Source organism: Anaerostipes butyraticus (assembly GCF_016586355.1).
In the GTDB taxonomy this organism is placed as follows: domain Bacteria; phylum Bacillota; class Clostridia; order Lachnospirales; family Lachnospiraceae; genus Anaerostipes; species Anaerostipes butyraticus.
This window is the reverse complement of sequence record NZ_BLYI01000009.1, coordinates 102,407-125,292: the sequence shown is the minus strand read 5'-3', so window position 1 is coordinate 125,292 and position 22,886 is coordinate 102,407. Positions and strand designations below refer to the sequence as shown.

At 43.1% G+C, this 22,886-nt stretch carries 24 protein-coding genes, 1 pseudogene and 1 riboswitch; of the genes and pseudogenes, 23 read left to right on the top strand and 2 right to left on the bottom strand.

Annotated features, from left to right (window positions below):
* Window positions 1-59: 59 nt before the first annotated feature.
* Window positions 60-416 (top strand): desulfoferrodoxin family protein, encoded by a 357-nt coding sequence (locus tag JMF81_RS02910; RefSeq protein WP_201309961.1) that lies wholly within the window; start codon window positions 60-62, stop codon window positions 414-416.
* 41 nt (window positions 417-457) lie between these two features.
* Window positions 458-619, top strand: a complete 162-nt coding sequence (gene rd, locus JMF81_RS02905) for a rubredoxin (RefSeq protein WP_201309960.1) — start codon at window positions 458-460, stop codon at window positions 617-619.
* 45 nt (window positions 620-664) lie between these two features.
* Here the strand turns inward: rd and JMF81_RS02900 are convergent, their stop codons facing one another.
* Entirely contained in the window at window positions 665-964 is a 300-nt protein-coding gene (locus JMF81_RS02900) for a hypothetical protein (protein ID WP_201309959.1), read from the bottom strand.
* A gap of 343 nt (window positions 965-1,307) precedes the next feature.
* On the opposite strand from JMF81_RS02900, the gene JMF81_RS02895 reads away from it, so the two are divergent.
* Both JMF81_RS02895 and JMF81_RS02890 read left to right on the top strand, forming a co-directional pair.
* Window positions 1,308-2,285 (top strand): Gfo/Idh/MocA family protein, encoded by a 978-nt coding sequence (locus tag JMF81_RS02895; protein ID WP_201309958.1) that lies wholly within the window; start codon window positions 1,308-1,310, stop codon window positions 2,283-2,285.
* 9 nt (window positions 2,286-2,294) lie between these two features.
* Window positions 2,295-3,062: a DeoR/GlpR family DNA-binding transcription regulator gene (locus JMF81_RS02890; RefSeq protein ID WP_201309957.1), complete on the top strand. Its 768-nt coding sequence runs from the start codon at window positions 2,295-2,297 to the stop codon at window positions 3,060-3,062.
* Here JMF81_RS02890 and JMF81_RS02885 read toward each other — a convergent pair.
* A complete protein-coding gene (locus JMF81_RS02885) occupies window positions 3,055-3,885 on the bottom strand; it encodes an HAD family hydrolase (RefSeq protein ID WP_201309956.1) in 831 nt (276 codons plus the stop codon). The two genes, JMF81_RS02890 and JMF81_RS02885, sit on opposite strands and share 8 nt — an antisense overlap.
* A gap of 75 nt (window positions 3,886-3,960) precedes the next feature.
* Between JMF81_RS02885 and JMF81_RS02880 the strand changes: the two genes are divergently transcribed.
* The 19 genes and pseudogenes from JMF81_RS02880 (at window position 3,961) to JMF81_RS02790 (ending at window position 22,878) form a co-directional block, all read left to right on the top strand.
* Window positions 3,961-4,992 (top strand): NUDIX domain-containing protein, encoded by a 1,032-nt coding sequence (locus JMF81_RS02880; protein ID WP_201309955.1) that lies wholly within the window; start codon window positions 3,961-3,963, stop codon window positions 4,990-4,992.
* 334 nt (window positions 4,993-5,326) lie between these two features.
* Entirely contained in the window at window positions 5,327-7,732 is a 2,406-nt protein-coding gene (locus JMF81_RS02875; protein ID WP_201309954.1) for a hypothetical protein, read from the top strand.
* Between the two features lie 223 nt (window positions 7,733-7,955).
* Window positions 7,956-8,933, top strand: coding sequence for a sugar ABC transporter substrate-binding protein (locus tag JMF81_RS02870; protein WP_201309953.1), 978 nt, complete (start codon window positions 7,956-7,958; stop codon window positions 8,931-8,933).
* Between the two features lie 13 nt (window positions 8,934-8,946).
* Window positions 8,947-10,272: a sensor histidine kinase gene (locus JMF81_RS02865; protein WP_201309952.1), complete on the top strand. Its 1,326-nt coding sequence runs from the start codon at window positions 8,947-8,949 to the stop codon at window positions 10,270-10,272.
* Window positions 10,265-10,933 carry a response regulator transcription factor gene (locus tag JMF81_RS02860; protein ID WP_201309951.1) on the top strand — a complete coding sequence of 223 codons (669 nt, stop codon included), beginning with the start codon at window positions 10,265-10,267 and terminating at the stop codon, window positions 10,931-10,933. Before JMF81_RS02865 ends, JMF81_RS02860 begins: the two co-directional genes overlap by 8 nt.
* 3 nt (window positions 10,934-10,936) lie before the next feature.
* Window positions 10,937-12,253, top strand: a complete 1,317-nt coding sequence (locus JMF81_RS02855) for an ABC transporter substrate-binding protein (protein WP_201309950.1) — start codon at window positions 10,937-10,939, stop codon at window positions 12,251-12,253.
* A gap of 129 nt (window positions 12,254-12,382) precedes the next feature.
* Window positions 12,383-12,817, top strand: a complete 435-nt coding sequence (locus JMF81_RS02850) for a PTS sugar transporter subunit IIA (RefSeq protein ID WP_201309949.1) — start codon at window positions 12,383-12,385, stop codon at window positions 12,815-12,817.
* A 12-nt stretch (window positions 12,818-12,829) separates the two neighbouring features.
* Entirely contained in the window at window positions 12,830-13,327 is a 498-nt protein-coding gene (locus JMF81_RS02845; protein ID WP_201309948.1) for a PTS system mannose/fructose/N-acetylgalactosamine-transporter subunit IIB, read from the top strand.
* Window positions 13,328-13,345: 18 nt separating this feature from the next.
* Window positions 13,346-14,203 (top strand): PTS mannose/fructose/sorbose/N-acetylgalactosamine transporter subunit IIC, encoded by an 858-nt coding sequence (locus tag JMF81_RS02840; RefSeq protein ID WP_201309947.1) that lies wholly within the window; start codon window positions 13,346-13,348, stop codon window positions 14,201-14,203.
* A gap of 1 nt (window position 14,204) precedes the next feature.
* Entirely contained in the window at window positions 14,205-15,041 is an 837-nt protein-coding gene (locus JMF81_RS02835) for a PTS system mannose/fructose/sorbose family transporter subunit IID (protein WP_201309946.1), read from the top strand.
* Between the two features lie 15 nt (window positions 15,042-15,056).
* On the top strand, window positions 15,057-15,341 hold the full coding sequence (locus JMF81_RS02830) for a hypothetical protein (RefSeq protein WP_201309945.1): 285 nt from the start codon (window positions 15,057-15,059) through the stop codon (window positions 15,339-15,341).
* A 111-nt stretch (window positions 15,342-15,452) separates the two neighbouring features.
* A complete protein-coding gene (locus tag JMF81_RS02825; RefSeq protein WP_201309944.1) occupies window positions 15,453-16,265 on the top strand; it encodes a Cof-type HAD-IIB family hydrolase in 813 nt (270 codons plus the stop codon).
* A gap of 70 nt (window positions 16,266-16,335) precedes the next feature.
* Window positions 16,336-16,450, top strand: a riboswitch (FMN riboswitch).
* 254 nt (window positions 16,451-16,704) lie between these two features.
* Complete coding sequence (ribD, locus tag JMF81_RS02820) at window positions 16,705-17,790, top strand: bifunctional diaminohydroxyphosphoribosylaminopyrimidine deaminase/5-amino-6-(5-phosphoribosylamino)uracil reductase RibD (RefSeq protein WP_201309981.1); 1,086 nt, start codon at window positions 16,705-16,707, stop codon at window positions 17,788-17,790.
* On the top strand, window positions 17,772-18,422 hold the full coding sequence (ribE, locus tag JMF81_RS02815; protein ID WP_201309943.1) for a riboflavin synthase: 651 nt from the start codon (window positions 17,772-17,774) through the stop codon (window positions 18,420-18,422). Before ribD ends, ribE begins: the two co-directional genes overlap by 19 nt.
* Window positions 18,423-18,473: 51 nt before the next feature.
* A pseudogene (gene ribA, locus JMF81_RS02810) lies at window positions 18,474-19,049 on the top strand (GTP cyclohydrolase II); the annotation flags it as partial.
* A 20-nt stretch (window positions 19,050-19,069) separates the two neighbouring features.
* A complete protein-coding gene (gene ribH, locus JMF81_RS02805; RefSeq protein WP_201309941.1) occupies window positions 19,070-19,537 on the top strand; it encodes a 6,7-dimethyl-8-ribityllumazine synthase in 468 nt (155 codons plus the stop codon).
* 12 nt (window positions 19,538-19,549) lie between these two features.
* Window positions 19,550-21,097 (top strand): FGGY-family carbohydrate kinase, encoded by a 1,548-nt coding sequence (locus tag JMF81_RS02800; RefSeq protein ID WP_201309940.1) that lies wholly within the window; start codon window positions 19,550-19,552, stop codon window positions 21,095-21,097.
* A gap of 137 nt (window positions 21,098-21,234) precedes the next feature.
* Window positions 21,235-21,966, top strand: a complete 732-nt coding sequence (locus JMF81_RS02795; RefSeq protein ID WP_201309939.1) for a GntR family transcriptional regulator — start codon at window positions 21,235-21,237, stop codon at window positions 21,964-21,966.
* Between the two features lie 135 nt (window positions 21,967-22,101).
* The gene (locus JMF81_RS02790; RefSeq protein WP_201309938.1) at window positions 22,102-22,878 is read left to right on the top strand and encodes a glucose-6-phosphate isomerase family protein; all 777 of its coding nucleotides are present in this window, start codon (window positions 22,102-22,104) and stop codon (window positions 22,876-22,878) included.
* Window positions 22,879-22,886: the final 8 nt, after the last annotated feature.

The window sequence follows — 22,886 nt, the reverse complement described above, 5'->3', positions numbered from 1 at the left end:
AAATATCAGTTTGAGGTTATTATATAGCTACAGTCCAGAACAGTAAAGGAGGAAATGAAATGAGTCGGTTTTATAAAGATGACAAAGCAGTGTTGTTAGATGTATTTGAAAAAAATCCGGTATCAGGTCTCAATTTGCTGGAAGCGAATGTTACCGATGCAGCTGGCGAGAAACACGTACCTGTGATCGAGAAAGACGGACAGGATATCATCGTCAGAGTCGGTGAGGTTCCTCATCCAATGATGGAGGAGCACTATATCATGGGTGTTTATATTGAAACAAAGCAGGGCGGTCAGCTTTGCCGGTTCCAGCCGGGAGATGAGCCAAGAGCCGTATTTACTCTTGCGCCGGGTGATGAACTGGTGGCAGCTTATGAGTACTGCAACCTGCATGGTCTGTGGAAAGCAGACGCATAAATTATGTTAAAAAAATAAAGAATTTTAGGAGGCAAAAAAAGATGAAAAAATACGAATGCGAACCATGTGGATACATTTATGACGAGGCAGCAGGTGATCCGGATAACGGAATCGCTCCGGGAACAAAATTTGAAGATCTTCCGGAAGACTGGGTATGTCCGTTATGCGGAATGGGAAAAGAAGTTTTCGTAGAAGTTGAATAAAAACAATTCTGTTTAAGAATCACAACAGCAGGATTTCTCTGGGTTTCAGAGAGATCCTGTTTTTTCTGTATGCCCTATTCTGCAGATTGCCTCCTCTCTTGATTTTTTACACATCAGGAGGTTCTTTCTCCTGGCAAGTCTCCTCCCACGTAAGCTTTTTGACCCGCAGGAGGTTCTTTCTCCTGGCAAGTCTCCTCCCACGTAAGCTTTTTGACCCGCAGGAGGTTCTTTCTCCTGGCAAGTCTCCTCCCACGTAAGCTTTTTGACCCACAGGAGGTTTTTTCTTCCAGCAAGTCTCCTCCCACGTGGGCCTTTTGACCTACAGGAGGTTTCTTTTTCTGGCAAGTCTCCTCCCATGAGGACTTTTTAACCCACAGGAGGTTTTTTCTTCCAGCTAATCTCCTCTCACGTGAGCCTTTTGACCCACAGGAGGTTTTTTCTTCCAGCTAGTCTCCTCCCATGAGGGATTTTCTACTCACAGGAGATTCTTTCTCCCAAATTGCTTCCTCCTGTGCAGATTTTCCAATTTTCTGGATGCTTCTTTACAGAAAAACAGTTCAATTCCTTACTTCTCCCATATTTGACAAAGAGCTTTTTATTTTACAGGGGATCGTACTGCAGACAGGATGAAATTGACAGAAAACGCAGAAGTGATATAAAATAATAAAAAATAAGAAAGGAGATCATTATGGTAAGATTTGCGGTGATCGGAACGAATTTCATCACGGACAGCCTTCTGGAAGCGGGAGCCGAATGTGAGGGATTTAAGGCTCAGGCTGTGTATTCACGAACCATGGAACGGGCCAAAGAATATGCGGGAAAATATGGAATAAAAGATTGTTATGATTCCTTGGAGGATCTTGCGAAAGCCCCGGATATTGATGCAGTCTATGTGGCAAGTCCAAATGCCCTGCATGCATCTCAGAGCATTCAGATGATGGAGGCCGGGAAACATGTATTATGCGAAAAAACCATAGCTTCAAATTCCAGAGAATTAAAAGAAATGCTGGAAGCCGCAGAACGAAATCATGTGGTGCTCCTGGAAGCCATGCGCCCTGTCTTTGATCTGGGATTTGCGGCGATTCAGGAGAATCTTCCGAGACTGGGAAAGATTCGCCGTGCCACGTTCCAGTACTGCCAGTATTCCAGACGATATGATCATTTCAAAGAAGGGATTATTGAGAATGCGTTCAAACCAGAACTGTCCAATGGGGCATTGATGGATATTGGCGTTTACTGTGTACATCCTCTGGTCAAACTTTTCGGGAAACCAAAAGAAGTGTATGCCCATGGGCTGAAGCTTTCCACCGGTGTAGATGGCTCAGCAGTGATCGTTGCCATGTATGAGGAAATGCAGGCGGAACTTCTGTATGCAAAGATTACCCAGTCTGCGCTTCCGAGTCAGATTCAGGGGGAAGAGGCGTCCATGATCATTCGGGAGATACCGGATACGACTTCGATTGAGATTGTGAAGAGAGACGGAACATCAAAAAAAATTGATATCCGCAAGAAAGAAAATAATATGTATTATGAAGTAAAAGAATTTATTCGCTTGATTGAGGAAAAGAAAAGCGCCAGGGAACATAATCAGTATTCTGTCTGGTCTCTTGAAATCATGGATGAGGCAAGACGGCAGATGGGAATTCATTTTCCGGCGGATGAGTAAGGAGAAAATATGTTTGTAGAAGAACGGCATAAGGAGATTTTAAGGCTCCTGAATGAAAATCAAAAAGTACTGGTAAAAGATTTGAGCAAACGATTTCAGGTGACAGAAGACTGTATCCGCAAAGACCTGGCAGCTATGGAAGGACAGAATCTGTTAAAGAGAACATATGGAGGAGCAGTGCTGCCGGACAGTCTGCATCCGGGACACAGCAACCTGGTAGCCAGCAGAAAACATAAAAATGTAGAGCAGAAACAAAAAATTGCCAAAAAAGCGGTAAAATTGATCAAAAACGGGGATATGGTATTTCTGGATACTTCCACAACAAATATTGAACTGGCGGAAGAAATCATAAAGGCGGGGCTGGAAATTACGGTTGTCAGCTGCATGATGGATATTGCGGAAATCTTTCAGACAACAAAGAATGTAAAATTCTTTCTGCTTGGCGGGGAGTTTAACCGTTCCCAGAATGGATTCCTGGGTTCTCTGACTCTTCAGATGATGGAAAATTTCAGATTCGATATTGCGTTTATGGGAGTTGTAGGAGCAGATCCGGAGAAAAATGTCATTATGACATATGTACCGGAAGACGGGCTGATGAAACGGCATGCAGTAGAACGAAGCAGTAAAGTTTATCTTATGATGGAAAGCAAGAAGTTTGGATTCCAGGCAAACTATGTGTATGCGGGATTTGAGGATATCAGCGGCGTGATTTGTGAAAAACAGCCGGATGAATCTACCCGGGAGCGGCTGGAGCTGCGGGAAACAGAGATTATTTAATATGGAGGATATGCCGGATGCCCCATGCGACACCGTCCAGATTATGGTGAAGGGTCACGGCATCTGCGGCAGCTTTGCATTTGGGAGAAGCATTTTCCATTGCAATGCCGATTCCGGCAGCGTTCAGCAGATCCACATCGTTGTCTCCATCGCCGAAAGCAGCTGTCTGTTCTGGAGTCAGATGCAGATAATCACGGATAAAACGGAGACCGGAATGTTTACCGGCGTCTTTGTGGGAGATTTCAATCAGCTGGGAAACGGAAGACGTAATATAAATATCTTTAGAGGTCTGGGCAAGTTTTGTCCAGATTTCTTCTTTTGTCAGGGGATTTCCAACCACTACATCAATGCTGTCAATCTGCTCCTGGTGTCTGCGGAGAAAAACGGGCATCTGATGGATTGGGTTTCTTGTATCCTGAATATAAGGAATGGCCTGTGGTGCAGCGCCGAATCCTGCCGGATTGCTGACGTAATCTGCTTCCGCGTAAGCTGTGCCATTGATGAAGGCTTCCAATGCCACTGGATAAGAGGAAGAGACTGCCAGAATATCAGAAACAGAGGTTTTTGTCATCTTGTATTCATGCAGACATTTTCCGGTGGGAATATTGTATATAGCTGCGCCATTGGAAGTAATGGCATATTCAATTCCGGGAACTGACAGGACATCCTTTGGAAGTGTATGAAAGGAACGCCCGCTGGCAATGACAATGTGAACTCCCTGCTCAATGGCATGAGATAATGCTTTCCGATTGCCATCGGAAAGTCGGCCTTGAGCGTTTAGTGTTGTCCGATCCAGATCTAAAGCAATGCATTTGATATCCATGATAAGTCCTCCCTGTGTTTTTCCTTATTGTAACTTTTCTAATTTCCATTTACAATAGCTTTGGAGGAAGGAAAAATGGGTTTAACAACATTATGTTATATTGAAAAGGAAAATAAATATCTGATGCTGCATCGGATCGTAAAAAAACATGACGTTAACAAAGACAAATGGATAGGTGTCGGAGGACATTTTGAACATGGAGAAAGTCCGGAAGACTGTATGTTCCGGGAAGTAAAAGAAGAAACCGGTCTGGTTCCGGTTCAGTACCGGCTGTGCGGAGTTGTGACATTTTTATCGGATATGGGAACTGAAAAAGAAGCGTGGGAGTATATGTTTCTTTACCATATCACAGATTATAAGGGAACGATGAAAGAATGTGACGAGGGAGTTCTGGAATGGATCCCGAAAAAAGACCTTTTGAATCTGGAACTGTGGGAAGGAGACCGGCTGTTCCTGCGCTATATGGATGAGGGAGCGCCATTCTTCTCTCTGAAACTGACTTATGTGGAAGGAAATCTTATGGCGGCGGTTCTGGATGGGAAAGAACTGGAATTTTTTGATCTTTTGGATGAAAAGGGAGAAAAAACCGGAAGAATTAAGGAAAGATCTTTGGTTCATGAGGACGGTGATCCTCACGGCACATCCCATATCTGGATTGTGCGCAGGACAGAAAAGGGATATGATGTGCTGCTGCAGAAACGAAGCGCCAATAAAGATTCATTCCCGGGATGTTATGATATTTCGTCTGCCGGACATGTGGCGGCAGGAGATGAATACCTGGAAACCGCAGTCCGGGAAATGCAGGAGGAACTGGGAATTTCGGCAGCAGCAGAAGATCTGAAGCAGATTGGAGTTCATGACGGAATCATCAATGGGAATTTCTACGGAAGAGAGTTCCGAAATCATGAAATCAGCGCTGTTTATGTGTATGATAAACCGGTGGAAATTGAAGCCCTTTCCCTGCAGAAAGAAGAAGTGGAAGAGGTTATATGGATGGATTATGAAACCTGCCTGGAAAAGATGGAAAAGGGTGAGATCAAACACTGTATCTTTCAGGATGAATTTGAAATGCTGGGAGAATATCTGGGTGAAATACCTGGAAATTGACTTGTATAAACTGGAAAATCATCCTGTAAGTGAAAAGTTAAGGATGGTTTTTCTATCTATTTCAAATGAATATTTTGTAAGCTGCGGAAGAAAGAGTCGAAAAATATCAGACTCTTTCTTTTTTTGCACTATACGCCGGTCGGTCGGCCGCCGTACCTGCTGATCATGATTCGTGTGATTTAAATAAAAAAGCCGTCTAATTTTCAGTCTAATATTGAAATTATCTGATTTATCCGGGAGAATTTAAGATAACCGTATGATATTTTGTTAATGTTTGGATAAAACAGGCATTTGCAAAGAGAATGATAATAAGGAGGTTATTATAAGAAAAGAGATGAAAACCGGATTAGCAGCGCTTTCAATCGCAGGGCTGGTAGCATTAGGAAATCAGGCAGATGTCCAGGCGGATACTCCTGTTGAGAATGGAACTGATAATGGACAAAATGCCAGTGAAGTTTCGGAAACAAAGGCAGCGTCTGCTCAGAATATGGAAGAAGCAGAGGAAAACCTGGATGACGCGCTGGATTCACAGGCAGAAGCAGAAGAAAAGGTGGATCAGGCAGAGACGGATTTGAAAGAGGCACAGGATGAAAAAAATGCGATCAAAGAAGAACAGTCAGATCTTTCAGCTTCTGCGGAAGAGGCGAAAGATTCTCTGGAATCTGCCATTAAAGAAGAAAAAGATTCTGCACAGGCTGCCAAAGATCAGGCGGAAGCGGATCTGAAAGAAAGCGAAGAAAAGCAGGAAACGGCGGAAAAGGAAGCAGCAGAGGCAGAAGATAATGTATCAAAAGCAGAGGATAACCTGAAAGAGAAAGAAGAAACTGTTAAAAAGGCGGAAGAAGAAGGCACCGGGGCGAGTGAAGAAGAGATTGCGGAAGCAAAAGAAAAAGTAGATCAGGCAGAGGAAAAAGTGGAGACAGCACAGAAAGAATATGACAAAGCGGATGCAGCGGCACAGGAAGAGGAAAAGAAGCAGGAAACAGCACAAAAGGAATTTGACCAGGCAGATGCGGAGTATCAGCCAGTCTTAAACGAGATGAAAGAGCTGCTTTCAGAAATGAGGAAAGTATTTGAGGCATCCAGTAAGGCAGAAAGAGAATGTGAAGAATTAAAAGAAAATATACGGGCGGTTGAGCAAGATATGGCGGTGTATGAGCCAGAATATTTTAACAACTGGCTAGAGTCAGTGAGAAAAAATGCAGTAGCAGCGGAAGCAGCAAAAAAACAAGCAGAAGAAGCTTTAGAAAATGCGGAGACTCAGGTGGCAGAAAAGAAGGAGGCAATGGAACAGGCAGAAACCACAGATGACAAAGAAGCTGCAAAAGAGGCATACGAGGAGGCAGTAAAAGCGAAAGAGGAAGCAGAAAATGCTTTGAATAAAGCGATTGAGGAACTTGAACTTCGCAAGCAGGCTTTGGATTGGGTTGAAAGTATTCAGGTAGAAGAAAGTATTGAACGATGCAAAGAAACTTTGGCTCAGTTGACGAAGGAACTGGAAGAAAAAGAGGCAGAAGTAGAGGCGCTCGATAAAGAATATTCAAGACTGGATAGGATGGTTTTCGAAAAGGAAGATGAGCTTATAATAGTGGAAAAACCATGGGTTGAAAAATCAGAGGCTTTGGATGCAGCCAAAGATTCTTATGAAAAAGCATCTCAGATAAGAGATGAGAAAAAGTCTGCCTTGGATTCAGCTAAGGAAGAACTGACTAATGCTCAGAAGGCTCTGGATGAATTATCAAATAAAGATCTGAAGGAAGCTCTGGAAGCGAAAGAACAGGCAGAAGCTGATCTGAAGGCTGCAAAGAACGCCCTTGAGTCTGCTCAGAAAAATCTGAAACAAGCCCAGACTGAAACAGAATCTTCCAGGAAAGCCCTGGAAGAAGCCCAGGCTGCATTGGAACAGGCAGATGGTCTGACACTGGAAAAAGTGCTTGCAGCCGATGAGAATGATCCATTTTATCAGAAACATAAAGAAACGGTTGATCTGATCAACACGGCGCCGGACAGACTGGCAGAACTCGAAAAAGAGCTGAAAGAAGCAGAAGCGGACATCAAAGAAAAACAGAATGCCCTGGAAGCAGCGCAGAAGAAGAAAGCAGAAGCTGACGCGGACGCGGCAATCGCTATTGCAGACTGGCAGAAATATCTGCAGATTGTGGAAGGAGACGGAGCAGAATATACCAAAGGTTCCGGAAAAGAACTGAATCTGATTGCCAATGGCGGCATGTTCAAATTTGATACTCTGCTTATTGATGGAGTCGAGGCCGAAAACTATGGGATCTTAATGAATTTCGATGAAACCAGTATTATCCTGGAAGGATCTGTTCTGGACAAACTTTCTGCCGGGGCTCATAAAGTAACCTTTAAATACCAATATGGTGAGGTATCCGCAACGATCTACATAAAAGAAGCAGAAGGAACCCAGGATCCGAAACCGGGAGCCGGAGAAGGAACAGAAACCGGAGGAAATATCCAGACTGGCGGTGCTGGAAGCGGCACACAGACCGGAGGAATCATCGAAGCTGGAGGAGCCGGCACAGGAAATGCAGGCGGCTTAAAAGAAACAGGGTCTGTTACCGGTGAGAATGCTGCAGCGCAGACAGCCGGAAGCACAACGACAGGAAAAACTCCGAAGACAGGAGATAAGGGAATCTTTGGTTTGATGGCACAAATGACAGCGGCACTCGGAGCCGTATTTGTACTGGCAGGGAAGAAATTCCGGGATTTCCGCAGATAGAGAAACATAAATAGCATCAGTAAAAAAGAATGAACAGGAATGGTCTTGTTCATTCTTTTTTATTTGCCGGATCCGTCTGGAAACATTGCTCTGTCCAACGGAAAATGGAATATAAAAAATCAGAAGAGTTTTTCTTTACTTGAGCAAAGACAAATTTTATAATAGATTCAGAGAAAGAAAAACGAATTCGGGATAACACGGAAGATGGAAAGAGAGCAGAGAGATGGATAAAAATAAGATTCTGAGCTGGAAAAAAAGAGCGGGAATTTGTATCATTATAGCTTTTTTTGGATTGATCATTGCGATTTATATGAAAACTTATTTTTGTTATGCGCAAAAGTATCAGAAGCATAAAAGAGTGTTCGGAGCAACGTATATGACCATGAATAACCAGTTCTACAAGGTCATCAATAATGAGATCAAGCTGCAGATAGAAGAAAACGGAGATCATTTGATCGCCCTGGATCCGGCGCTGGATTCAGAAAAGCAGAATGAGCAGATCAAGTATCTGGTAAAAAAGGAAGTCGATGTGATCTTCCTGAATCCTGTAGACTGGAAAAAGGTAAAGCCAGGTCTTGAGGCAGCGAAAAAAGCCGGAATTCCGGTGATTGTCATTGATACTCCGGTATATGATGAAGATTTGGTTGATATGACCATTGTGTCAGATAATTATCAGGCTGGTGTACAATGCGCGCAGGATATGATGAAAAAGAGAAAGGGAGCCAATATTGTTCTGCTGACCCATAAAACTACGAAGTCAGGAGAGGACCGCATTCAGGGATTTTTGGATACGATCGAAGGTCATGACGGATATCGGATCATTGATTCTGCGGACACCGAGGGGCAGATTGAGCGTTCCCTTCCAAAAGTAGAAGATATTGTAGAAAAACATGATGATATCGATGTCATTATGGCGCTGAATGATCCGGCGGCCATGGGGGCTCTTGCGGCGCTGGACAGCAAGAATTATAACAGAGATGTTCTTGTATACGGAGTAGACGGGTCACCGGAAGCAAAAAAATTAATTGAAGAAGGCCTGATGACAGGAACATCGGCGCAGTTTCCGAAGCAGATGGCGGATACGGCTATTGAGGCAGCATATCAGCTGATGGAAGGAAAGGCGATTCCAAAAACAAAAGAAATATCAGTAGAGATGATCACAAAGACTAACATTAGTCAGTTTGACATTAACCGCTGGTAGAGGGGAGGGAAAGATGGATTTTAAAAACAAGAATTTATATTATCTGAAAATTGGCATGAGTGTGATCAATTTCCTGATTCTGGCGTTCTTTTCCATTGTCACAGGATTTACGATCCATTATGTCAATCAGAATTTCTCTGCCAGGAATTTTCTGGAGAATGTAACTTATCTGCCCATGGAATCGGTCCGGATGACGGTTGTCACATTTGTAGCGTTTTTTCTTCTGCTCCTGATCATAGAGATGCGCAGCAGGAAAAAAAAGAACGCAATCTTTACTTTTGTAATTTACGGAATGGAACTGCTGCTCTGCCTGATCATTATCCGATGCCTGTATATCGGGTACAACGGTATTATTCTGCTTGTGGTGGCAGATATTGTGACATCAATCCGTGACAAGCATAATCGTGCTCTGTTTCTTGTGATCATGGGACTGCTTTATATATTTTCGGATTATAATATCATATCGGTCTTTTTTAAGATGATTTCGTTTCAGGAATTTTTAAATGTTTATAATTCGAATATCAGCATGATCCTGATGGGAGTCCGGAATATGCTGGTGTCTCTTAATATACTGGTATTTATTGTATATATGATCATTCTGATGAGAAATCAGATGAAAGAAAATGCAAGAATAGCTCTTTTAAATATTCAGCTGGAGACAGCCAATGCAAAACTGAAAGAAATGAATGCCCAGCTTCAGGACTATGCCCAGATGCAGGAAAAAATGGGAGAGACCAAGGAACGCAACCGGATTGCCAGGGAAATCCACGATACCCTGGGACATACCATGACAGGATTGTCTGCGGGAATTGACGCCTGTATTGCCATGATTGATTTTTCAGTGGATGAGACGAAAAAGCAGCTCAATAAAATTTCCAAAGTGGCAAGGCAGGGAATTCAGGATATACGCCGTTCAGTAAATAAACTGCGCCCGGATGCTCTGGAGCATCTGAATCTGGAAGCGGCTTTGGAAAAAATGATGGAAGAAATGATGGAAGTATCGGATGTTGCAATTCGGTATCAGTGCGAAGTGCCGGTTCTGAAATTTAATCCGGATGAAGAAGATGCCATCTACCGGGTAGTGCAGGAGGGGATTACCAATGCGATTCGACACGGCAAGGCATCGAACATTGAGATAAATATAAAAAAGGAAAATAAATGGCTGATTTTATCAATCCAGGACGATGGCGTGGGATGTGAGGAAATCAAAAGCGGTTTCGGACTGATTCATATCCGGGAACGTATCCAGATGCTGAATGGAGAGGTAACCTATGATGGCAGCCATGGATTTCATATAGTTGCAAAAATACCAATACGATGGGGTGAAAATTATGATTAAAGTACTGATTGCGGATGATCAGGAATTGATTCGTCAGAGTCTTCAGATCGTCCTGGAAACGAAAGAAGGAATTGAAGTTGTAGGCACAGCGAAGGATGGACGTGAGGTCATTCAGTTAGTACGCAAGGAAAAGCCGGATGTAATTTTGATGGATATACGTATGCCGGAGATGGACGGTGTCCAGTGTACGAAAATCATCAAAGATATCTATCCAAATATTAAAATCATTATCCTGACGACGTTTGATGATGATGAATTTGTGTTTAGTGCTTTGAAACATGGAGCCAGTGGATATCTGCTGAAAGGAATTTCCATGGATGAGCTGGAAAAGGCCATTCACACGGTTTATAAAGGCGGCGCCATGATCAATCCGGAGATTGCGACTAAGGTAGTGGAGCAGTTTTCAGAGATGGCTCAAAGTAACTATGATGTTTCAATTGAGGCACAGAACGTGGAAGAGTTGACCGATACAGAGTGGGAGATCATTAAATTTGTCGGACGGGGGATGTCTAATAAAGAAATATCCGGCGCAATGAGTTTATCGGAAGGAACCGTTCGCAATTATTTGAGTACGATTTTAAATAAGCTGGATTTAAGAGACCGGACACAGCTGGCAATCTGGGAAGTGCAGTCCGGATCAGGGAAATACAGGAGAAAATAAAGTATGAGCAAAATGGCGGTTTGGTGGAAACGTCTGATTATAGCAGGACTGCTTCTGAGCATAGCAGGGATTTTTTTAATTGTTGCGCCAAAGGAGGAAAAAGTTACGCTGACCTTTGGAATGTTTGCAGGAAATCAGTGGGATGTGCCGGATGATGACTGTTATAAGATTATTGATGAGACCATCGAAGAATTTGAAAAGAAATATCCAAATATTGAAATAAAGTATGACAGTGGAATCTTAAAAGAGGATTATTCCGAAGATCTTTCTCAGAAGGCATTAAAAGGAGAACTTCCCGATGTTTTTATGGTGCTTCCGGAAGACTTCAACATATTTTCTTCTATCGGTGTCTTAAAAAATCTGGATTCTTTTATAAAAAGTGATGCTGGGTTTGATCCGGATGCCTATTATGAAGGAAGCTATGATGCCGGAGAATTTAATGGGAGTCAGTATGCTCTTCCATATGAGAGCGTTCCAACTCTGATGTTTGTCAATAAAACGCTGCTTCAGAAGGAAGGAATCAAGATGCCGGAAAATCAGTGGACTTGGGATGATTTTTATAAAATTTGTCAAAAAGTAACAAAAGACACAGACGGCGATGGAAGAATCGATCAGTTTGGGGTTTATAATTATGACTGGAAAGATGCAGTATTCAGCAATGGAGGAAGATTATTTAATCAGGCTGGCACAGAATGCAATATCACAGCAGATGCAGTGGAAAATGCGATTCTTTTTACCAGAAAGATAAAGGAACTGTCCGGTTATCAGAATCCTACGTCCAATGATTTCGATACGGGAAAGATTGCATTTCGTCCAATGAAGTTTTCGGAGTTTCGTACATATAAGCCATATCCGTGGAAGATTAACAAATATTTTGAATTTCAATGGGATTGTATTCGCCTGCCGGCAGGACCGGACGGCAAAAATGAGACCAGCATGGATCATCTGCTGATGGGAATCAGCAGCGAGACAAAGAATGATGAGATGGCCTGGGAATTTCTGAAAATGCTGACATATAACAAGAACACACAGCAGAAGCTGTTTCAATATTCTCAGGGAATTTCTCCGTTAAAAGAGGTTACGGATTCAGAAGAGACAGAGAAAATTTTTCGGGAAGACATGGGAGAAGATACCGTAGTAAAAGTAGAACTTTTAAATGAAGTAATGGAGCAGGCGGTGGAAACTCAGAAATTCCGGAAATATGATACAGCACTTCAGTTTTTGGATAATGAGGTGGACAGGCTGATGGAAAATGATGAAAATTTTGATGAGAATATTTTAAATATAAAGGGACAGGCTGATGAGATGCTGAATGAGTAAAATGACATTTGTCATATAAAAAGTGGCATTTGTAAATTGTAATTGATGACAATTTGCAGATGTCCTTTTTTTATGGAATTGGTAAGATGACATTGTCAATAAGAAATACGAAGAAGAAAGGAGAAGAGGATGAAAAATCTTGTGTTAGTCAGCCATGGAACGTTTGCTGAAGGCTTGAAGAGCGTTATGCTGATGCTTGCGGGAGAACAGGCGAAAGAGATCATCGCTGTTGGACTTGAAGATGGAATGAGTGCGGAAGAATTTGCAAAGAAATTTGCAGATGCTATCAGTCATATCAAAGAAGAGGATGAGATCATTCTCCTGGGGGATCTGATCGGAGGTTCTCCGTTAACAAACGCTATGGAGCAGATTTCCAATAAAGGAATGCTGGATAAGACCGTGATCTTTGGAGGCATGAATCTGGCAATGGCTTTGACAGCAACACTTATGAAAGACGCGGTAGATATGGACATGCTGAGAGAGAACCTGATCAACGAGGCAAAAGATGCAGTAAAAGAATTTGTAGTAGAACCTCAGGATGAGGATGATGAGGATGATATCTAAGGAGGAAAAGAAATGTCAGTATCATTTTTAAGAATCGACGACCGTATGATCCACGGTCAGACAGTAACAAGATGGTCTTTGGAGTATCCATGTGACGGATTAGTAGCTGTAAATGATAAGGCAGCAACCACACAGGCATTAAAAATGGCATATAAGAGTGCCAGCTCTAAAAAAACATTTGTATGGACATATGAGGCATGGAAGAAGAAATGCCAGAAAGTATTGGACAGCAAGGATAATTATTTCCTGATCACAAAAGATCCAATTCAGATGAAAAAAATCCTTGTAGATGATGGATTTGTTCCAAGTGATGTAAAGAAGGTCATTGTAGGTCCTTGTAATGACCGTCCGGGAGCTGTAAAACTTGGAAATAATCAGTCTATTACCCAGGAAGAAGCAGAAGCTTTGGAAGCAATTTATCAGGCAGGATATGAAGTAGAATTCGCTTTGATCAAGGAAGCATCCATTGGAACCTGGGATAAATTTAGAGGACAGTTTGGTTTTAACTAAAAGAGAGGAGAATGAATTATGACGATCAGTTGGTTACAAGCGGCAATCTTAGGTATTTTTGCCTGCTTATCAAGTATGCCTGGAATGGGAGGTACCTCTATTGGTAACTACACATTAGGAAGACCATTAGTTGCGGGTCTTGTCTGTGGTATCGTTCTTGGTGATATTCAGGCCGGTGTATTAGTAGGTGCCGCAATGCAGGTTGTATATATTGCGCTGGTAACACCAGGCGGAACCGTATCTGCCGATGTTCGTGCCGTATCTTATATCGGTATCCCGCTGGCAATGTTAGCTTTGAATTCTTACGGATTAAGTGCTTCCTCTGAAGAAGGAATCGCAATGGCAACATCTTTCGGAGCCATGGTAGGAACTCTGGGAACTGTATTATTCTATGGAACAGCAACCATCAACCTGGTATGGCAGCATATCGGATGGAAAGCCGTTGAAAAAGGAAACTTTAAGAAACTTTATCTTGTAAATATGGGACTTCCTTGGATTTCACATATTCTCTGCAGTTTCATTCCTGCACTGGTTATGTGTAAATTAGGAGTACCGGTTGTAGAAGCAATCAAAACAGCTCTGCCGATGGACGGACTTGCAATGAAAACACTGTTTACAGTAGGAAGCATGCTCCCTTGTGTCGGAATTGCGATCCTGTTAAAACAGGTTGTAGAAAAAGCGGTAGATTTCATTCCATTCTTCTTCGGATTCACATTAGCAGCAAGTATGGGACTGAATCTGGTATCTGTAACTGTTGTTGCAGGAATGTTCGCAATCATTTACTACAACATTAAGATGATCGGAATCAGGGCAAAAGAAGCAGCGTTAGCTTCCGGAGGCTCTATCGATGATGATGACGATGAGGAGGAAATATAATATGGCAGAGAAAAAGCTATCTAAAAAAGCGTTAAATAAATCATTCCGTAACTGGTATTATGGAAATCTGACATGTTTCTCACAGGAACATATGCAGACATTTGGTTATCTGTGTGCAATGCTTCCTCTGGTGGAAGAATTATATGACACCAAAGAGGAACAGAAAGAAGCAATGAATACATACACCGCTTTCTTCAATACAGAGCCTCAGGTCGGAGCCGTGATCGTAGGTATCACAGCAGGTCTGGAAGAAGCAAAAGCAAATGGAAATGACGATGTAGACGCAGAGACGATCAATGGTATCCGTGCCGGACTGATGGGACCGATTGCTGGTATCGGAGATTCCCTGGTTGTTGGTACTTTGATCCCAATCTTACTTGGAATTGCCTTAGGATTGTCCACAGGCGGATCTGTTGTAGGTCCGATCTTCTACATCATTGCATGGAACCTGATCGTAACATTAGGAATGAAATTCCTGTACACAAAAGGTTATGAACTTGGTGGAAAAGCCGTTGACGTGCTGGTCGGTGAACGAGCGACGGCAATCAGAGAGTCTATCGTAATGCTTGGAACCATGGTTGTAGGATCTGTAGCATCTACATGGGTATCTGTAACAACATCTTTCCATCTGGTAAATGACGCAGGAGAAGAATTCCTGAATCTTCAGAAACAGTTAGATTCTGTATATCCGGGATGCCTGACAGCCGCATTTGTTATCTTCTGCTGGTGGCTGATGGCTAAGAAGAGAGTTTCTCCGGTTGTTACCATGCTGATTTTAGTTGTTATCGCATTCGTTGGAGTTTTAGTTGGATTCTTCAATCCAGGATTAAAATATTAAGAAAGGAAGGTCACAATGACAGTGCAGACGAAACAGCAGCAGTTAAAAGAAATCGAATATCAGACAAAAATGTTAAATAACCTGAAAAAATGGATGCGTAATCTCATTATTTTATCCTCCATCGGAGTTGTAGTCGCATACTGGGCATTAAATCTGCAAAGTGGAATGCCATATCAGATCATAGGGGTGATCGGGGTGATTCTGGCTGCTGTGAGCGTTGTGTTCTGTGCGGTCACAGGCCTTGCTTTTAAGAATGGGAAAGCAAATGTAGAAAAAATCATCAGGATTGTAGAACAGTGACAGATGAGTTCTTTGAACCAAATGATATAAATAAGGGAAAGCAGCGGATCGATTTACAAATTCGCTGCTTTCTTGTAAAATAAAACCAATGAAACAAAAAAGGAGGAAGACATGCTGTACGGTAAGGAATATAAAGCTGTATTCAGCGATATTGACGGGACACTTTTAAACACATCACATCAGATTCCGGAAAAGACCAGAGAGAAAATCATGGATATGAACTGCCATGGAATTCCGTTCGTTCTTGTATCTGCCAGGATGCCGAAAGGAATGAGAGCCATAAGGGATGAACTGGGAAGCCGTAATCCGATGATCTGTTACAGCGGAGCTCTGGTTGTAGATGGGGACGAGAAACCAATCTACAGTGTAGCGCTGAAAGACGGGGAAGCTCAGGAAATCTGCAAAGCGATTCCTGAAATCACACCGGATGTTTCAGTCAATGTATATTCTAATGACAGATGGATGGCAGAAGATCTGAAAGAATACTGGGTAGATCAGGAGATGAAGATTACAGGAGTCAGGGCGGAAGAAGTATCTTTCCAGGATGAAGAGGTAATGAAAGAGGTCCACAAGATTCTTTGTATGGGGCCGGCAGACAGCATCACAGTTTTGGAAAAGAAGCTGCAGGAAAGATTTCCGGATATCCGTATTTATAAATCCAAGGATACATATCTTGAAATCATGTCCATGAAGGCATCAAAATCTGACGCGGTCCATATGCTGGAGCATGTGTTCGGGGTTACAAGAGAAGAGATCATCGCATTTGGAGATGGTCACAATGATATTGACATGATACAGTATGCCGGTCTTGGTGTTGCCATGGGAAATGCTTCACAAGAGGTAAAGAAGGCAGCAGATTATGTGACGGATATAAATGACAGAGAAGGACTTCGGCAGGTACTGGATCAGGCTTTTTCACTCTAAGTGGAAGTTTTGGGAAAAAACAGGGGTTGACAGTATAGAAGAGTCGTGCTATTGTTATACGTGAATTGAATAGTATCTTCAGGGCAGGGTGAAATTCCCTACCGGCGGTACAGCCCGCGAGCCGTAAGGCATGATCCGGTGAGACTCCGGAGCCGACAGTATAGTCTGGATGGAAGAAGATTGAGAAGCGCAAGGCAGATCATATGTCCTGGAATTATTTGTAATTCCAGGATTTTTTTATTCCATAGGAAATCGTGTTGCTATGAAATAAAGATGATCCCTGAAAGCGCGCTGTATATAACTTTATGATGCTAAACTGGCAGAGGAATAAAGAACAGATCCTGAAGATAATTTGGGATCTGTTCTTTTTTTTATCATAAAAAGTTCCTTTTAGAACAGAAAAAGATAAAGGAGATGAAGGCATTTGGAACGAAAATTTATGGAACGGGCAGTCTGGATTGCCAGGAGAGGAGCCGGATGGACCAATCCAAACCCGATGGTAGGAGCCGTCATTGTAAAAGAAGGTGAGATCATTGGAGAAGGATGGCATGAAAAGATCGGCGGACTCCATGCGGAGAGAAATGCTTTAAAAAACTGTAAAAAGGATCCCAGAGGGGCGGATCTCTATGTGACTTTGGAGCCATGCTGCCATTATGGGAAGACGCCGCCTTGCACAGATGCAATCATCCGCAGCGGAATCAAAAGAGTCTATATCGGATGTCTGGATCCGAATCCGAAAGTAGCAGGAAAAGGAGCGGAAATTCTGAAAGATAATGAAATTGAAGTTATGACCGGCATTATGGAAAAAGAATGCAGAGAATTAAATGATGTTTTCTTTTACTATATCCAGCATGATATGCCGTATGTAGCATTGAAATATGCCATGACCATGGATGGAAAGATTGCCACCAGAACAGGAGAATCTAAATGGATTACCGGAGATGAGGCCAGGAGACATACCCACCGGCTGAGACATCGTTATGCTGCGATTATGGCAGGAATCGGAACTATAATTTCAGATGATCCTATGCTGAATGTCCGGCTGGAAAATGGAAACAATCCTGTGAGAATTATCTGTGATTCCCGGCTTCGGATTCCTGAGACGGCAAAAGTGGTAGAGACAGCAAAAGAAATTCCAACGATCATTGCCATATGTTCCGGAGATTTGCAAAAGATCAGACGTCTGGAACAGGCCGGATGTTCCGTCTGGAACCTGCCGGAAGAAAAAGGCCATGTATCGTTAAAAGCAGTCTTAAGAGAACTTCGAAAACAGGAGATTGACAGTGTTCTGGTCGAAGGCGGGGGAATTTTAAATGAGGCTTTGGTTAAAAGCGGCTGCGTTAATTATGTACATACCTACATAGCTCCGAAGATCATCGGCGGGGAATCTGCGAAAACTCCGGTGGAAGGAGAAGGAATTGGGAAATTATCCGAGGCGCTGATACTGGAACATATTAAGATGAAGAAAATCGGCGAGGATGTGCTGCTGGAAGGAAAGGTGAAAAAATGTTTACCGGAATCATAGAAGAACTAGGGAAGGTTGTATCATTAAAAAGAGGAAGCCAGGCGGCAGTTCTTACCATAGAAGGAAACGTGATCTTTGACGATCTTAAATTAGGTGACAGCGTAGCAGTCAATGGTGTCTGTCTGACAGCAAGTCATATCAGCGGAAATGTTTTCCAGGCGGATGTAATGAATGAAACTTTTCACAGAAGCAGCCTGGGAAGCCTGCAGAAAGGCGACCGGGTAAATCTGGAACGGGCCATGGCGGCCAATGGGAGATTCGGCGGTCATATGGTGGCAGGCCATATTGATGCAGCAGGAGAGCTGATCAGCAAAAAGAAGGATGACAATGCCGTCTGGTTTACGGTCAAAGCGCCGCCGCAGGTCATGCGTTACTGCGTGGAAAAAGGTTCCATTGCATTGGATGGAATCAGTCTGACCATTGCGGAACTGGGAGAGGATACCATATCAGTGTCTATGATTCCTCATACGATGGAACATACAAATTTTGCCAGTAAAAAGATCGGTGATCGAGTCAATCTGGAAAATGATATGGTTGGAAAATATGTGGAAAAATTATTGCAGACTCCGAAGGAACAGGAAAAAAAGACTTCAGGGATTACGATGGAAACTCTGCTTCGTGCAGGGTTTTAGAAGGGAGATAGAAACATGAAAAAAATTAACAAAGTTGATGTGGTCTGCCAGGCGGTTACGCCGATGCCGACCAAATACGGAACATTCACAGCCCATGGATATGAAAATCCAAAAACAGGGGAACACCATATTGCGCTGGTAAAAGGTGACATTGCAGACGGTGAACCGGTCTTATGCCGTGTTCATTCTGAATGCCTGACAGGGGACACCTTTGGCTCTCTGCGGTGTGACTGCGGAGAACAGCTGCATCAGGCGCTCCGTCAGATCGAAGCGGAAGGAAGAGGAGTCCTCCTGTATATGCGCCAGGAAGGAAGAGGCATCGGCCTGATTAATAAACTGAAGGCATACGCTCTCCAGGATCAGGGAATGGATACCGTTGAGGCGAATCTGGCGCTGGGATTTGATGAAGACCTTAGAACCTATGACGTGGGAGCCAGTATTTTATGGGATCTGGGAGTAAGAAAACTTCGTCTTCTGACCAACAATCCAACAAAAATCGAAGGATTAAGCGAATTCGGACTGGAGATTGTGGAGAGAGTTCCGATTCAGATAGAACTGACAGACTATGATCAGAAATATATGAAGACAAAGCAGGAAAAAATGCATCATATGACCACATATAAATAAAAGCAGAAAAGGAGATAAAAATGAGAGTATTAGAAGGAAAATTAGTAGCAGAAGGCATTAAAGTCGGAATCGTTGCGGCAAGATTTAATGAATTTATCGTATCGAAACTGGTATCCGGCGCTCTGGATGGTCTGAAAAGACACGATGTGAAAGAAGATGACATTGACGTAGCATGGGTTCCGGGAGCTTTTGAGATTCCGCTGATTGCTGACAAAATGGCGAAAAGCGGGAAATATGATGCTGTTATCTGTCTTGGAACTGTAATCCGCGGAGCAACCAGCCACTATGATTATGTGTGCAATGAGGCGTCCAAGGGAATTGCCCAGGTATCTCTGGCAACCGGCATTCCGGTACTGTTCGGTGTTGTGACAACAGAAAATATCGAGCAGGCAATTGAGCGTGCCGGAACAAAGGCAGGAAATAAAGGTTATGACTGTGCGCTGTCTGCAATCGAGATGGTACAGCTGATCCGTCAGATTGAAGAATAGAAGGTGTCTGCAATGGAAAAATACTATCTGGGATTTGATGCGGGAACACAGAGTGTAAAAGTCGCAGTCTATGATGAAGACATGAAATGTGTGGCATCCTGTGTGAATCCCACAGAACTTTATTATCCTCATCCTGGATGGGTGGAAATGGATGCGGACCAGTACCTGGAAGCGGCGGCAGCCGGGATCCGGGGATGTACGGAACAGATGAAGAAAATGGGGAAAGATCCTGCCGGAATCCGGGCTGTTTTTGGAGATGGTATTATCTGCGGAATCGTAGGTGTGGATGAGAATTTTCAGGCAGTCACGCCGTATATCAATTATCTGGATTCCAGAACGCAAAAAGATGTAGAAGAATTATGCGCCAAAAATCTGGACATCTGGGCAGAAGAAACGGGAAATCCACAGCCAAACTGTATGTTTCCGGCTATGTTTGCCCGCTGGATGATGAGAAACTGTGAGGAATATAAAAAACGCGGAAAAAAGTTTGTTCATAATGCGCCGTATATTCTGGCCCATCTGGCAGGCCTGAAGGCAGAGGATGCGTTTATTGACTGGGGCACTATGTCGGGATGGGGTCTTGGATATTGTGTTCTGGAGAAACGATGGTCCAAAGAACAGCTTGAGATCCTGGGAATTCCGGAAGAAATGATGCCTGCGATAAAAAAACCATGGGACATCATCGGAAATCTTACAGAAGAATTTGCTGAAAAAACAGGACTTGCTGCCGGAACTCCAATCTGCGCGGGAGCGGGAGATACCATGCAGTCCATGATTGGATGCGGTGTTACAGAGACAAACAAGGCTGCAGATGTTGCCGGAACCTGTGCCATGTTCTGTATCGCAACAGACGGGATTAAGCCGGAACTGAGCCGTCCGGAAAACCAGCTGATCTTTAACAGCGGGACTCTGGAAAATACATATTTCTACTGGGGATATATACGGACTGGAGGTCTGGCGCTTCGGTGGTTCCGTGATAATGTATGTGGGGAAACTGGAAATGGCGCATATTTTGATGAACTTACTAAGAAAGCTGAGCAGGTGCCGGCAGGATCCAATGGTGTGCTGTTTCTTCCATATCTGACAGGGGGAATGGATGATATGCAGGATGTATCAGCGTGCTTTTTGAACATGACGATGGATACAGACCAGGGAATCTTATGGAACGCCGTTCTGGAAGCCATTGGCTACGACTATATGGGAGTGACGGACGCCTATAAGGGAGGCGGTATTATCCCGGATGTGATCACGGTAACAGAAGGAGGCAGCAGATCCGGAAGATGGAACCAGATCAAAGCTGATATGATGAATTGTCCGGTCGTAACATTGGAAACGGCAGAAGGAGCCGTGCTGACGGATGCCGCAGCGGCAGCTTATGCAGTGGGAGATATAGGGGATCTGAAAACCGCATTTGAAAATAACCTGAAGGTGAAGGAAACTTATAAGCCAAGACCTGAAAACACTGTGAAATATAGAAAGATTTATGACATGCAGAAAACACTGATTCGAAAAGATATGAGTCAGGCGTTTCGCGTGATGAAAGAAATCACAGCATTGTAGATAAAAGGGCATTTTGCCAAAATCCATGGACAGGAGAGCGGATTTGGCGGAAGCCCTTTTTTCGAAATGTAAAGTTGACAGAGAGGGAAAATTTGTTTATTATATTGTTATAACAATATAAAATGAAGGAGTTTCTTGTGAAAAAATTAGATACATCCAGAGGCGCTGCGCCGCTTTATCTGCAGATCAGCGCCATATTAAAAGAGAAAATATTAAAAAAAGAATATGATTACGGCGATTACATTCCAAGTGAGACAGAACTGCAGAAAATGTATGATGTCAGCCGGATTACAGCGAGACAGGCCATTCAGGAATTAGAAAAAGATGGAATGGTACAGCGGGCCAGAGGAAAAGGAACTAAAGTAATCTATCAGAAGCAAATTGAGGAATACCTGACCAAAATCCGAAGTTTTACCAATGAAATGCTGGACAGGAATATGGAACCCGGCACAAGATCGGCGCATCTGTCGATTGAGGAGGCCAGTCCGGAGGTGGCGGAAATTTTCCATGTGGATCCGGAAACACCGGTGTACCGGCTGGACCGAATCCGTACCGGGGATGGGATTCCGATCGTTGTATTTCGAACCTATCTGTCTCTGAGATTAAATCTGCCGTTAAAGGATGATCTGTATAAAGGAAGTCTGTATGAGATACTGGAAGAAAAAGGATGCGAGCCGGTCAGCGTAACGGAAAAATTTGACTGTATGATGCCGGATGAAGAACTGTGCGCCAGCCTGGAAATCGGGAAGGAACAGCCTATTCTCCGAAGAATCCGTATTTCCTATGACGCAGACCATAATATTGTAGAATATACCATCGGATATTACCGGGGCGATCGTTATGCATATTATATTCAAATGAAAAAATGAGTTGACAAATGACGGAACATGAATTAATATAATGTTATAACAATAGATAAGAGAGCACAAAATAGAGTGTTCTTTTATTACAGGAGTAATTGTTACATCATTCTAACGATATAAATAATAAAGGAAGGAGGCATTATGGAATATTATCCGGGGCTTGATATCAGTACGAAAAATGATGTACTGGGTTTTATTTATGGAGAAGATGTTTATGGTCCGGTGCCGGAAATTCGAAGACTGGAAGATATCAGACAGTCATTGGAGAATCCTGATTGTGACGGGCCCGAGAATTTATATTGTATTTCCATGGATGTAGGAAAGAAAGAAGACAGAGACGAGATTGTAAAAAGGAACTTATTATTTGGTGCGGTAACATATGCTGAAGGAAAGATTGGTGACGGACCGGTTCGGTCTCAGGGACATATTCATGCGGTAAGCCCATCCTGCGGAAGTTCTACACCCGAAGTGTATGAAATATGGGAGGGAGAGGCAGTGATCTATATGCAGGAATCGGCAAAAGACGATGCGGGGAACTGCTATGCGGTTCACGCAAAGGCAGGAGAAGTTGTCATTGTTCCGCCCTTCTGGGCACATGCAACGATCAATGCAGATCCTGAAAGAAAGATGACATTTGGAGCATGGTGTGTAAGAGATTATGGATTTGATTATGATGATATCAGAGAGCATCATGGAATTGCCTTCTTTCCAAAATTCCAGGATGGAAAACTCGTATGGACAAAAAATACAGCATATAAAACAGGGAATCTGGTGGAACAAAATGCAGGGAACTACAAAGAATTTCGGATAAAACCGGGAAAACCGATCTATACCCAGTTCCAGGAGAACAAAGATATGTTTGAATTTGTAACACAGCCGCAGAAATACAGCGGTATCTGGAAAAATTACCGGCCTTAAGGAGGATG